Origin of the sequence: Sphingomonas cynarae (assembly GCF_039537815.1) — a bacterium.
GTDB classification, from domain to species: Bacteria; Pseudomonadota; Alphaproteobacteria; order Sphingomonadales; family Sphingomonadaceae; genus Sphingomonas; species Sphingomonas cynarae.
In genome coordinates, this window is the sequence record NZ_BAABBF010000007.1 from 158,065 (window position 1) to 169,957 (window position 11,893).

Consider the following 11,893-nt stretch of genomic DNA (forward strand, 5'->3'; position numbering starts at 1 on the left):
TCGCATAACGATCAGGAAGCGCCGCGTCCCGTCTTGGCCTGAAGCGCATCAATCTGCTTCGATGCATCCGCCTTACTTAGCGAGTCATCAAACTCTTCATGAGCTTCCTCGCTCAACGTCTTCAGATAGCTGGCTTGTGCCCCGGTCATCGGTTCGTCACCGGTGGTCCAGTCGTCCGGGTCCTTCTCGGCGTTGGAGAAGGGTTCGGCCTTGGGATTGGGAGTGTCAGTCATGGGAAATTCCTTTCCCGCCACCAACACTCCCGTTCCCATTGTGTTCCGGTCACGCGGGCTCGAACGGCAGATCGAGCGCCTCGGCCACCGCGCGATGGCGAATCTTGCCGGCCGAGACGTTGAGCCCCGCGGCCAGATGCGGATCGCCCCGCATCGCCGCCTCCGCACCCTGACCGGCAAGCTTGAGCGCAAACGGCAGCGTCGCATTGTTTAGCGCGAAGGCGGAGGTCCTCGCGACGGCGCCGGGCATGTTGGCAACGCAATAGTGGATCACGCCATCTACTTCGAACACCGGATCTTCATGCGTGGTCGCATGGCTGGTTTCGAAGCAACCGCCCTGATCGATCGCGATATCGACCAGCACGCTGCCCCGTTTCATCGTCTTCAACATCTCGCGTGTCACCAGCTTGGGGGCAGCGGCACCCGGCACCAGTACGGCACCGATCACCAGATGCGCGTTCTTCACCGCCGCAGCGATCGCCGCCTTGCTGGCGTAGGCGGTCTTGATCTGGCTGGAAAAGAACATGTCCAGTTCGGCGAGCCGGCTCATGTTCAGATCATAGATGGTCACGTCGGCGCGCATCCCGACCGCCATCTGCGCGGCGTTGATGCCGGAGACCCCACCGCCTAGGATTGCGACCTTGGCCGGCGCCACGCCCGGCACGCCGCCCAACAGCACGCCGCGCCCGCCCTGTTCCTTTTCCAGATAATGCGCGCCGACCTGCACCGACATCCGCCCCGCGACCTCGCTCATCGGCTTCAACAGTGGCAGGCCACCGCCGGGAGCCGTCACCGTCTCGTACGCGATGCACGTCGCGCCCGACGCCATCAGGCCCTCCGCCTGCGGTTTGTCCGCCGCGAGGTGAAGATAGGTGAACAACAGGTGGCGTGGTTCCAGCAGCGCGATCTCGCTCGCCTGGGGTTCCTTGACCTTCACGATCATCTCGGATGCGGCGAATACAGCCGGCGCATCCGGCAGGATCGTCGCGCCTGCCGCGCGGTAAGCCTCGTCGTCGAAATCGATGCCGGCACCGGCACCGGTCTCCACCGCGACCTCATGCCCGGCGGCAACCAGTTCGGCGACCGATGGCGGGGTCAGGCCGACCCGGTATTCGTGATTCTTGATTTCCTTGGGAACGCCGACCTTCATGATGACCTCTCTTGGTGTTCTTATCCGCTCCCTATAACGCGCGGAAGCGCTGCCTGTCCCGCGCTGCATGTCATCGTTGCAGCCCGGCGGGGCGCATGCTAATCGCGCTGCCTCATGACAGTGCTCGAAAGTACGTTGTTCATCATGGACGCGGCAGCAGCCATCGCGGATCGATCGATCCCCCGGTGAGCACCTCCACCAGCAAGACAGCCGCGGTCGCCGGAACGGTGGCGGACGGCTATCAACATCATCCCAAGCAGGGTCTCGCCCGGCTTGCGCTTGGTGCGATCGGTGTCGTCTATGGCGATATCGGCACCAGCCCTCTCTACGCGATGAAGGAGGTGTTCGTCGGTCATCACCCGCTGACGGTCGATCAACTCCACATCTTCGGCGTCGTCAGTCTGATTTTCTGGTCACTGCTGCTGATCGTGACGCTGAAATACGTCCTCGTCATCCTGCGGGCGGACAACAACGGCGAGGGTGGTAGTCTGGCGCTGCTCGCGCTGATCCAGCGGCGCACCGGCGGCGGGCGTTGGGGGCCAAGCCTCGTCATCCTTGGGGTTCTGGCTACCGCCCTGTTCTTCGGCGATTGCATGATCACGCCCGCCGTATCGGTGCTGTCGGCTGTGGAGGGGCTGGCGACGGTCGAGCAGGGGTTCGATTCGTTCGTTATCCCGATCGCGGTCGCGATTCTGATCGGGCTGTTCTACATCCAGTCGCGCGGGACGGGCAGCGTCGGCAAACTGTTCGGCCCGATCATGCTGGTCTATTTCACCGTGCTGACGGTGCTGGGCGTCATCAACATCATGGGCCGGCCCGACGTGCTGCAGGCAATCGACCCGCGCTGGGCGGTCCGTTTCGTGATGACCGACGGGATGCTCGCTTTCCTTGCTCTCGGATCGGTCGTGCTGGCAGTGACGGGAGCGGAGGCGCTCTATGCAGACATGGGCCATTTCGGCCGTCGCCCGATCGAGGTCGCGTGGCTTTATCTCGTCTTCCCGGCGCTGATGATCAACTATCTGGGGCAGGGAGCGCTGCTGCTCGACCAGCCCGAGGCAGCGGCCAATCCGTTCTTCCTGATGGCGTCGGAGGACTGGCGCCTGCCACTGGTCATCCTGTCAACGATGGCGACCGTCATCGCCAGCCAGGCGGTGATCACCGGGGCGTTCTCGGTCGTGCAGCAGGCGGTGCAACTGGGGTTGATGCCGCGTCTACGGATCGAACATACCAGCGCGGCGGAAGCGGGGCAGATCTATATCCCGGTGGTAAACTGGGCGCTGATGATCATGGTTCTGCTGCTGATCTTTGGCTTCCGCGAATCGTCCAACCTTGCCGCGGCGTACGGGATCGCAGTGACAGGCACGATGTTCATCAGCACGTTCATGGTCGGTGTGCTGATCCGGCGGGTGTGGCAATGGCCGGTCTGGGCATCGGGGCTGTTCGTTGGCTTGTTCCTGATGATCGACGGCGCCTATTTCTCGTCGAACCTGACCAAGGTGCCCGATGGCGGCTGGTTCCCGCTGCTGGTCGGCGCGGTCGTCTTCACGGCGCTGACGACCTGGTCCACGGGCCGCAAGCTGATGATCGACCGCCTGCGCGAGGCGGCGATGCCGATCAAGGTCTTCATCACCTCTGCCGCCACCTCGGCTAGCCGGGTGCCTGGCACCGCCGTGTTCATGACCTCCACCGCAGAGGGTGTCCCCCACGCGCTGCTCCACAACCTGAAGCACAACAAGGTCCTGCACGACCGTATCATCCTGTTGACCGTGGCGATCGCCGATCAGCCATACTGGCCGCAGGCGGAACGGGTGAAGCACGAGGAACTGGGCCATGGCTTCCACCGCGTCGTGCTGCGCTTCGGCTTCATGGAGGAACCCAACGTCCCCGCCGCGCTCAAGGCTGCCTATGGTCCCGGTAGCGAGGTGAAGATGATGGACACCAGTTTCTTCCTGTCGCGCCAGACGCTGATCGCATCAGACCGGCCGGGGATGGCACTGTGGCGTGAAAAGCTGTTCGCGTGGATGCTGCGCAACGCGGAAAGCGCGATGGAGTTCTTCCGTCTGCCGTCGAACCGGGTGGTCGAGCTCGGCAGTCAGGTGGAGATTTGACCGACGCCGCACCGCCCTCGATGGCGGCACCGATCATCGTGACCGCATTGTTCGGGCGGGGCGATCAGGGCTGGTTCGATGCCCAGCGGACCGAGTTCTTCCCGCCCGAGCGCAATGTGCTGTCAGCGCATTGCACGTTGTTCCACCACCTGCCGCCATCGTCGGCGGACGAACTGAAGCATCGGCTGGGGCAGGCGACGCGCGGCATCCGCGCACCCGATGCACGAGTGGCGGGGTTGATGTCGCTGGGGCGCGGTGTCGCCTATCGCATCGATTCACCAGGCCTCGCTGCGATCCGTGCCGATCTGGTTGAGGCTTTCGCCGGGCTGCTGACCCCGCAGGATGCGGGCGGCTGGCGCCCGCACGTCACGATCCAGAACAAGGTGACGCCCAACGTCGCCAAGCTGCTGCTCGACCGGCTGGGCAAGGATTTCCGCCCCCGGCCTGTCGAACTCACCGGGCTGGCAACGTGGTGGTATCGCGGCGGACCATGGGAAGCACTTTCTCGGCATATGTTCGCTTGACGGGAGGAATATGCCTGCCTATCAGCGCCGCTCTTCACAGCTAGGTGGCGAAGTAGCTCAGCTGGTTAGAGCACGGGAATCATAATCCTGGGGTCGGGGGTTCAAGTCCCTCCTTCGCTACCAGCTGTGAAGAGTTTCCACGGATCGTTGACCACCAGCATCGCGTCGCCACGGGCGAGTGCGATCAGCGTCAGGCCGTGCGCTACCGCATGATCGATCGCCAGCGTCGTCGGGGCGGATACCCCGACCAACAGCGACGCACCCGCGATCAACGCCTTGTCGACCATCTCAAAACTGATTCGCGAGGTGACGAGGATGAAGCCGTCGATCGGGGTCCCCGCCAATCCGCCCACCAGCTTGTCGAGCGCGTTGTGGCGTCCGACATCCTCATAGGCCGCCACGATCTGCCCTTCGGCGTCGCAGGCGACCGCGGCATGGGTGGCGCCGGTTGAGGCATTCAGTGGCTGATGGTCGCGAACTGCCCCCAAAGCAGCGAACAGCGCTGCTGACGTGGTTCGCGGCGGGGGAGCGACAGGGGCAGGGCGGCGAAGTTGCTCCAGCCCGGCAATTCCGCATAGCCCGCAGCTGGTGTCGCTGGTCCGATGGCGGACTCGGTCATAAATGCGACCGCGGCAATGGTCAGCCAGCGCGATTCGGACGATCCAGCCATCGGCCGTCTCGAAAGGATCGACATCGATCACGTCTGCGGCATTGTCGGCCAGCCGTTCGGTCAGCATGAAACCGGTCGCGAACGCCGCCAGGTCGACCGGCGTCATCATCATCACGGCATAGCCAAGACCGTCGACCTCGATCGAAACCGGCGCCTCCACCGCTATCATCCGTTCCCCTGCCGTCGTCCCGTCGGGCCTCAGCAGGGTAACGTCGCGCGTCCGGCCACCAGTCACAACGCCATCAGGTCCTCGACCGTGTTGACGTTGGCTAACGGGGCGGGAGACATGATCGGCAACGCGCCGACGCTGCGTGCCCAGCCGCGTACCGATCGATTTGGCGCAACCTCTATATGCGACAGCAGATGCGCACCGAGCGCTGCCGACCAATGCCCCAAAACCGGCGCATCCTCGCAATAGGCAGGGCCGCGTTCGAGGAGCGCGGGGATCAGCGTTTCAGGAAGGCGCGGCATGTCGCAGCCGATCGTCAGCACGCACCGGAACCCATGGGTCGCAGCATAGTCGAGCGCCGCGGCGATACCGCCGAGTGGCCCTAGTCCCTCTCGCGGCAGGTCGGACAATCCACGTGCGCGCGCACCGACAACGATCACGTCATCGGCATGATGGCGCAGCATGGCCACGGCATGGTCGATCAGCGATTGCCCGCCCAGCATCGCCTGTGCCTTGTCCGATCCGAATCGCGACGACAGCCCGCCTGCCAGGACGGCGCCGAGCAGCCGGCTCATGTCCGGATGCGTACCGGCACCGACTTGGCTGCCGGTACATGGCTTTCCAGAGCATGATGTTCGAGCGGGATCAGGTAGTTGAGCTCGGGATAATAACCGGCGATCGTTCCTTCCGGAATGTTGTATTCGACGATGCGCAGTCCATCCACGACGCGTTCGACCCCGTCATCGGCATCACTTTCCAACGCGATCGTATCACCGTCGTTGCGGCCCAGCCGCAGGATATCGGCCCGGTTCATCATCACCACCATTCGCGTCCCCTTGATGCCGCGGAAACGGTCGTCATAGCCATAGATGGTCGTGTTAAATTGGTCGTTCGACCGCAGCGTCACCAGCCGGAACCGCCCATCCTTCTCCGCGAAGCCGCTGGAATTGAGCGCACGCGGTACGTTGAACTCCGCCTTGCCACTTTCCGTCTGCCATTCGCGATGTGCGGCGGGATTACCCTTCCAGAAGCCGCCCGGTTCGAACAGACGTTCGTTGTAGTTGGCGAACTTGTCCGGATAGACATTCTCGATCGCATGGCGGACGAGGCCATAGTCACCAACCCACGCGTTCCAGTCGACATTGGGATTGGGCGGCAGCACCGCCTTGGCGATGCCGGCGACGATCGCGGGTTCGGACAGCAGCGTCTCCGCCGCCGGCGTCGCCTTGCCGACCGAGCCGTAGATATGGCTGAACGAATCCTCCATCGACACCGCCTGCCGGCCACTCGCCTGCATGTCCTGCTCCATCCGGCCCAGACAGGGGAGGATATAGGATTGCTTGCCCGGTACCAGATGGCTCTTGTTCAACTTGGTGGCGATGTGGACGGTGATCGGCAGATTGGCCCATGCCTTCTTCATCGCGGCATGTTCGGGCGTCGCGCGCAGGAAATTGCCGCCGAGCTGGACAAAACCCTGCGCGGTGCCGGCGATGATCTCGCGGCACGCCTCCACCGTGTCCCAGCCCTTTTCGGTGGGTGGCTCGAACTCGAACAGTTCCTTCAGCCGCTCGACCGGCGCCAGTTCGGTCTTCTCCGTGATGCCGACAGTGCGCTGGCCCTGCACGTTGCTATGTCCGCGCACCGGCCCCGGTCCCGCCCCCTCGCGGCCGATATTACCGCGTAGCAGCAGGAAGTTGATGAGCATGTACAGGCTGTCCATGCCGTAGCGGTGCTGCGTGATGCCCATGCCGTAGACCGCGATCACCCGCTCCGCCTTGGCGTAGACCCGTGCGGCACCTTCGATCGCGTTACGGCTGAGACCGCTTTCATGGACGATCTCGTCCCAGTGCGCGTTGCGGCAGAAAGTGGCGAACTCGTCGAAGCGTACCGTATGCTGCTCGATGAAATGATGGTCGAGCACGCGGGCGCCGCCCTCCGCCACCGCGCGGTCGTCCGCCTCGATCACATATTTGCACATGCCCAGGAGCGCGGCGATGTCGCCGCCGGCCTTTACCTGGTGATACTGGCTGGATATCTGGGTCGGCTTGCCCCCCGCCATCTGTACCGGGTTCTGCGGATCGGCGAACCGTTCCCACCCGCGCTCGCGCAGCGGGTTGAACGTCACGATCTCTACCCCGCGGTCCGCGCAGTCCTTCAGTGTGTGCAGCATCCGCGGCGCGTTTGTACCGACATTCTGCCCGAACGCGAAGATCGCGTCGCACTTGTCATAATCTTCCATCTGAATGGTCGCGACGGGCGATCCAATCGCGTTCTTCATCCCGACCGAGGTCGTCTCGTGGCACATGTTCGACGAATCGGGCAGATTCTGTTGACCCCACATCCGTGCGAACAGCCCGTACATGAATGACGTTTCAAGGCTGGCACGGCCGGACGCGTAGAGCACGACCTTGGTCGGATCGCATGCCTTCAACGTGGTGCCGATCGCGTCGAACGCCTCCTGCCAGCCGACCGCGACATATTTATCGGTGGCCGCATCGTACCTCATCGGATGGGTCAACCGACCGGCCTGTTCCAGATCGTAATCGGGCCAGCTTTCCAGTTCGGAGACGGTGTGTTGCTGGAAGAAATCGGGGGTCACGCGCAACCCCGTCAGTTCCCACGCGGTCGCCTTCGCGCCGTTCTCGCAGAATTCGGCGATGTGCGGCTTGGCGGGCTTTCCCCACGCGCAACTGACGCACATCACGCCTTCGGGTTTGTTCTGACGGCGCAGCGCGTCGAGCAGGTCGGGGCTGATCCCTTCCTTGGGCAGTATCCTGGACATGCCCTTCATCGATCCCCAGCCCCCGGCAGGAGCGGTATATTCCTTGATTACCACGTCTTTATCGTCGCTCATGCCATCCTCCGCTTGATAGCGGAACGCGCCGGGGCGGGGTTTCGATGCGGGGCAGGTTCAAATTCGCCATCGATACGCCTAGATGGGCACCACATTGCAGGATCGTTCGATGACCACCCATACCACGCGCATGCTGATTCTCGGTTCCGGCCCCGCCGGGCTGTCCGCCGCCATCTATGGCGCACGGGCGGGAATGGCGCCGATCGTGGTGCAGGGCATCCAGCCCGGCGGCCAGTTGACCACGACGACCGATGTCGAGAACTATCCCGGCTTCGCCGACGTGATCCAGGGCCCGTGGCTAATGGAGCAGATGCAGAAGCAGGCGGAACATGTCGGCACCCGCCTGATGTGGGACACGATCGTGGAGGTCGACCTGTCGCGCCGCCCGTTCCGTCTGATCGGTGATGGTGGCGACGTGTACGAGGGTGAGGTGCTGGTGATCGCCACCGGGGCGCAGGCCAAGTGGCTGGGGCTGGAGAGCGAGGACGCGATGAAGGGCAAGGGCGTGTCCGCCTGCGCCACCTGCGACGGTTTTTTCTATCGCGGCAAGAAGGTGGCGGTGATCGGCGGCGGCAACACCGCGGTCGAGGAGGCGCTGTACCTGACCAACCACAGCGACGACGTGACGCTGATCCACCGCCGCGACACCTTGCGCGCGGAACGCATCCTGCAGGAACGCCTCCACGCCCATCCCGCGATCACGGTGCTGTGGAACAAGGAAGTCCGCGAATTCGTCGACGGCGGCGGCAATGCCGGCCTCGTGGCGCTTGATCTGGAAGATACCGTGACCGGCGAGCATAGTCGTCTCGATGTCGAGGGCGGCTTCGTCGCGATCGGTCATCATCCCGCGACAGAGCTGTTTCGTGGCCACCTCGCGCTCGACGACGACGGTTATATCGCGGTCGAGACCGGATCGACCCGGACCAGCGTGGCCGGCGTGTTCGCGTGCGGCGATGTGGCGGACAAGATCTACCGTCAGGCGGTGACCGCCGCCGGTACCGGGTGCATGGCCGCACTGGATGCCGAGCGCTTCCTTGCGGCAGCGGAATTCGAGGAACTGGCACAAGCGGCGGAGTGAAGCCGCCGCCGAACCATTAGGCGACGGTGGCCTTGCGCCGGACGAAATCGGCCAGGGAGCCGAACGTCTCCAGCATGTCGCCATCGACTTCGTCATCCTCGATCAGGATACCGATCCGGTCTTCCAGTTCGGTCAGCACGCCTGCGACCGCCATCGAATCGAGTTCGGGTAACGCACCGAACAGCGGCGTGTCGTCCGTGAAGGCGGCGACGCGGTCGGCGGACAGGCCGAGCGTATCGGCCAGCACGCCGCGAACCTGATCGTCGATTGGGTTGCGCATCGTCATCCTGTCCCCGGCTTCGTTGCGCGGCGCGGTAGCGTGCGGGGATGAAAACGGCAACGGCCCTGCTATGTCCCCGGTGATGAACGACCCTGATCCCGTTCCCCGCCCGCTCGACCGGCTGACGCTGCGCGGTGCGCCCGAAGCGACGGCGCTGATCGACCGGGCGGGCGTCTTGACGTACGCGGCGCTGGAGGATGCGGTCGCCGCCGCTGCGGCATGGCTGGCCCGGCAGGGCATCACGCCGGGCGACCGGGTGGCGACGTGGCTGCCCAAGACGCGGACCGCCTGTGTGATGCCACTCGCCGCGGTGCGGGCGGGACTGGTCCATGTGCCGATCAATCCCGCACTCCGCCGGGCGCAGGTCGCGCATATCTTGGCCGACAGCGGTGCGGGTCTGCTCGTCACCCAGCCGTCACGGGCGGCGACCCTTGTTCCGGACGACGTGCCGGCGACCTGCACCGTGGTCGCTGAGGCGACGGTGCCGTTGGCGGGCGGGGGGATGGCGCCGTCCGATGCGGATCCGGCCATGCTGGCGGCGATTCTCTACACGTCCGGATCGACTGGCCGGCCCAAGGGGGTGATGCTCAGCCATGCCAATCTGTGGCTGGGGGCGATCGCGGTGGCGCATTATCTGCGGCTGACCCCTGCGGACCGGGTGCTGGGCGTCCTGCCGCTGGGGTTCGATTACGGGCAGAACCAGTTGTTCTCGACATGGGCGGCGGGGGCGGCGGTGGCGCCGCTCGACTATCTGACCGCGCGTGACGTGGTAAAGGCGGTCGAGCGGACCGGCGCGACGACGCTGGCGGGTGTGCCGCCGCTATGGACGCAATTGCTGGAGGCGGAGTGGCCGGCGGAGACCGCCGCACGGCTGCGCCGGCTGACCAATTCTGGCGGTGCGCTGACACCGCGGATGATACGGGCGCTGCGACAGCAATTCGCCGAGGCCGGCATCTATCCGATGTACGGACTGACCGAGGCGTTCCGATCGACCTATCTCGATCCGGCGCTGGTCGATGCACATCCCGATTCGATCGGTCGGGCGATCCCGTTTGCAGAGGTGATGGCGGTCCGTTCCGACGGAACGCGTGCCGGGGCAGGTGAGTCGGGTGAACTGGTCCATGCCGGGCCGCTGGTGGCGCAGGGTTACTGGCGCGATGCAGCGCGGACCGCGCAGCGATTCCGCCCCGCCCCCGCCTTTGCACGCTCTGGAGGTGTCGCGGTATGGTCAGGCGATACCGTGACCGAGGATGCGGACGGCCTGTTCCGCTTCGTCGGTCGCGATGACGAGATGATCAAGAGCGCCGGCCACCGCATCAGCCCGCAGGAAGTGGAAGAAGCGATCCTGGCGGGTGGAGAGGCGCGCGAGGCGGTGGCGGTCGGCGTCGCCGACGAGCGGCAGGGGCAGGTGATCGCGGTGGCGCTGGCCGGCGAGCCGATGGCGGAGGCGGCGTTGCGCGCCCGCCTCCGCATCGACCTGCCGGGTTTCATGCAACCCGTCCGCTACGCCTGGCACCCGGTCTTGCCCCGGAATGCCAATGGCAAGCTGGATCGCGCTGCGATCCGGGCGGCGCTGTCAGGCGCGGACTAGCGCCCGGCCGCGGCGGCGCAAGGAGCCGCCGATCAGGGCGAAGCCGCCCAGGATCATCGCCCAGCTCGATGGCTCCGGCACCATCGAGGCGAACAGCGTGACGGCGGCGCGTGCCCGGTCCGGCGCATCCGCGAACAATCCGTCGACGCCCGCGTTCAGGAAGGCGAGGAATTCCGCCTGATCGTTGCCAAAGGCATTGGCGCTGGTGCCGTTCCTGAGGTTGGTCGGCAGGAAGGTATTTTCCGGACGGAAGGTGTAGGGCACCACCAGCAGTCCCGCCGCATGGGCATCCGCGATCACCGAGGTGGGATTGGTAAGCCGCCCGGCCGCATTGCGCGGGATCAGCACGCTCTTGTCGGTGCTGAGCACATCGGCATAGGCCTTGACCCCGGCCAGTCCGGCGGTGGTCAGCAGGTCGCCATAGGTGCGGGTATCGCCCGATGCGATGAAGTCCCACGGCCGTCCGCCGCGCGTGGTCATCAACTGGACCAGCGGCACCTCGGTCAGCTTGTTCAGCTCGACCAGATTGGCGACCTCGAACGACTGGATGAAGACGTTGGCGTCCTTGCCGGTATAGCCGTTGGCGTTCAGCGTCGCGACCAGCGGCTCCTCCATCGACAGGCCGAGCCGGTCGAAATAGGTCGGATGCTTGGTTTCGGGGATGATGCCGATCTTGCGACCCGTCTCGATCTCCTTCTGTTTCACCAGATCGATCACCTCTTGCAGGGTCGGCACCTGGAACTGGCCGTTATAGGCGGTGTTGCCGGGACGGGTGCCGGGGATGCGTTCCTCGGCGCGCAGCGTCTTCAGTTCGGCGAGCGTGAAATCCTCGGTGAACCAGCCGGTCATGCGGACGCCGTCGATCGTCTTGGTCGTCCGACGGCTGGCGAATTCGGGGCGGTCCGCGACGTCGGTGGTGCCGCCGATCTCGTTCTCATGCCGCGCGACGAGAATGCCGTCCTTGGTCGAGACGAGATCGGGTTCGATGAAATCCGCGCCCTGTTCGATCGCCAGCGTGTAGGAGGCGAGCGTGTGTTCGGGGCGATAGGCACTGGCGCCGCGATGCGCGAAGACGATCGGGGTTGCAGCCTCGGCGACGGCGCCCAGCCCGGTCACGCCGGCAAGAAGAAGGGTGGCGAAACGGATATGACGTGACATGAGATACTGCTCCCCGAACGCGGCACGGGGTGCCGCCCTGAACGGGCATTAACCATGGGTTCGCATCAGAACCGTGAC

General features: G+C 64.9%; 11 protein-coding genes and 1 tRNA gene. 5 read left to right on the forward strand and 7 right to left on the reverse strand.

All coding sequences use genetic code 11. The features are described from left to right. Positions 1-11 precede the first annotated feature (11 nt). Together ABD719_RS14890 and ald are read right to left on the reverse strand one after the other, a co-directional pair. Positions 12-233, reverse strand: a complete 222-nt coding sequence (locus ABD719_RS14890; RefSeq protein WP_344694166.1) for a DUF3072 domain-containing protein — start codon at positions 231-233, stop codon at positions 12-14. Between the two features lie 49 nt (positions 234-282). Beyond that, the gene (gene ald / locus ABD719_RS14895; protein ID WP_344694167.1) at positions 283-1,383 is read right to left on the reverse strand and encodes an alanine dehydrogenase; all 1,101 of its coding nucleotides are present in this window, start codon (positions 1,381-1,383) and stop codon (positions 283-285) included. A 95-nt stretch (positions 1,384-1,478) separates the two neighbouring features. On the opposite strand from ald, the gene ABD719_RS14900 reads away from it, so the two are divergent. The 3 genes from ABD719_RS14900 to ABD719_RS14910 all read left to right on the forward strand — a co-directional run bounded on the left by ABD719_RS14900 (position 1,479) and on the right by ABD719_RS14910 (position 4,138). Next, positions 1,479-3,491 (forward strand): potassium transporter Kup, encoded by a 2,013-nt coding sequence (locus ABD719_RS14900; RefSeq protein ID WP_425567181.1) that lies wholly within the window; start codon positions 1,479-1,481, stop codon positions 3,489-3,491. Positions 3,492-3,511: 20 nt separating this feature from the next. Continuing rightward, positions 3,512-4,015, forward strand: coding sequence for a 2'-5' RNA ligase family protein (locus tag ABD719_RS14905; RefSeq protein ID WP_344694201.1), 504 nt, complete (start codon positions 3,512-3,514; stop codon positions 4,013-4,015). 46 nt (positions 4,016-4,061) lie between these two features. Continuing rightward, positions 4,062-4,138, forward strand: a tRNA-Met gene (locus tag ABD719_RS14910). On the opposite strand, the gene fdhD is transcribed toward ABD719_RS14910, so the two are convergent. The 3 genes from fdhD to ABD719_RS14925 form a co-directional block, all read right to left on the reverse strand. Then, entirely contained in the window at positions 4,117-4,854 is a 738-nt protein-coding gene (fdhD, locus tag ABD719_RS14915) for a formate dehydrogenase accessory sulfurtransferase FdhD (protein ID WP_344694202.1), read from the reverse strand. The two genes, ABD719_RS14910 and fdhD, sit on opposite strands and share 22 nt — an antisense overlap. Before the next feature lie 62 nt (positions 4,855-4,916). Beyond that, complete coding sequence (locus ABD719_RS14920) at positions 4,917-5,429, reverse strand: molybdenum cofactor guanylyltransferase (RefSeq protein WP_344694168.1); 513 nt, start codon at positions 5,427-5,429, stop codon at positions 4,917-4,919. Further along, positions 5,426-7,708: an FdhF/YdeP family oxidoreductase gene (locus ABD719_RS14925; RefSeq protein WP_344694169.1), complete on the reverse strand. Its 2,283-nt coding sequence runs from the start codon at positions 7,706-7,708 to the stop codon at positions 5,426-5,428. Before ABD719_RS14925 ends, ABD719_RS14920 begins: the two co-directional genes overlap by 4 nt. Positions 7,709-7,817: 109 nt before the next feature. Here ABD719_RS14925 and trxB point away from each other — a divergent pair, with 109 nt between their 5' ends. Beyond that, positions 7,818-8,786 carry a thioredoxin-disulfide reductase gene (gene trxB / locus ABD719_RS14930; RefSeq protein WP_344694171.1) on the forward strand — a complete coding sequence of 323 codons (969 nt, stop codon included), beginning with the start codon at positions 7,818-7,820 and terminating at the stop codon, positions 8,784-8,786. Positions 8,787-8,802: 16 nt separating this feature from the next. On the opposite strand, the gene ABD719_RS14935 is transcribed toward trxB, so the two are convergent. Beyond that, positions 8,803-9,066: an acyl carrier protein gene (locus ABD719_RS14935; protein ID WP_344694172.1), complete on the reverse strand. Its 264-nt coding sequence runs from the start codon at positions 9,064-9,066 to the stop codon at positions 8,803-8,805. Between the two features lie 82 nt (positions 9,067-9,148). On the opposite strand from ABD719_RS14935, the gene ABD719_RS14940 reads away from it, so the two are divergent. Then, positions 9,149-10,657 carry an AMP-binding protein gene (locus ABD719_RS14940; protein WP_344694173.1) on the forward strand — a complete coding sequence of 503 codons (1,509 nt, stop codon included), beginning with the start codon at positions 9,149-9,151 and terminating at the stop codon, positions 10,655-10,657. On the opposite strand, the gene ABD719_RS14945 is transcribed toward ABD719_RS14940, so the two are convergent. Then, a complete protein-coding gene (locus tag ABD719_RS14945) occupies positions 10,643-11,815 on the reverse strand; it encodes a glycerophosphodiester phosphodiesterase family protein (protein WP_344694174.1) in 1,173 nt (390 codons plus the stop codon). The genes ABD719_RS14940 and ABD719_RS14945 overlap by 15 nt on opposite strands. Between the last annotated feature and the right edge of the window lie 78 nt (positions 11,816-11,893).

Excerpts from the sequence above, each read along its gene's own strand:
- ABD719_RS14890 (WP_344694166.1), bottom strand. The coding sequence starts at position 233 with ATGACTGACACTCCCAATCCCAAGGCCGAACCCTTCTCCAACGCCGAG.
- fdhD (WP_344694202.1), bottom strand. The coding sequence starts at position 4,854 with ATGATAGCGGTGGAGGCGCCGGTTTCGATCGAGGTCGACGGTCTTGGC.
- ABD719_RS14945 (WP_344694174.1), bottom strand. The coding sequence starts at position 11,815 with ATGTCACGTCATATCCGTTTCGCCACCCTTCTTCTTGCCGGCGTGACC.
- ald (WP_344694167.1), bottom strand. The coding sequence starts at position 1,383 with ATGAAGGTCGGCGTTCCCAAGGAAATCAAGAATCACGAATACCGGGTC.
- ABD719_RS14905 (WP_344694201.1), top strand. The coding sequence starts at position 3,512 with ATGGCGGCACCGATCATCGTGACCGCATTGTTCGGGCGGGGCGATCAG.
- trxB (WP_344694171.1), top strand. The coding sequence starts at position 7,818 with ATGACCACCCATACCACGCGCATGCTGATTCTCGGTTCCGGCCCCGCC.
- ABD719_RS14900 (WP_425567181.1), top strand. The coding sequence starts at position 1,479 with ATGCTAATCGCGCTGCCTCATGACAGTGCTCGAAAGTACGTTGTTCAT.
- ABD719_RS14920 (WP_344694168.1), bottom strand. The coding sequence starts at position 5,429 with ATGAGCCGGCTGCTCGGCGCCGTCCTGGCAGGCGGGCTGTCGTCGCGA.
- ABD719_RS14940 (WP_344694173.1), top strand. The coding sequence starts at position 9,149 with ATGAACGACCCTGATCCCGTTCCCCGCCCGCTCGACCGGCTGACGCTG.
- ABD719_RS14935 (WP_344694172.1), bottom strand. The coding sequence starts at position 9,066 with ATGCGCAACCCAATCGACGATCAGGTTCGCGGCGTGCTGGCCGATACG.
- ABD719_RS14925 (WP_344694169.1), bottom strand. The coding sequence starts at position 7,708 with ATGAGCGACGATAAAGACGTGGTAATCAAGGAATATACCGCTCCTGCC.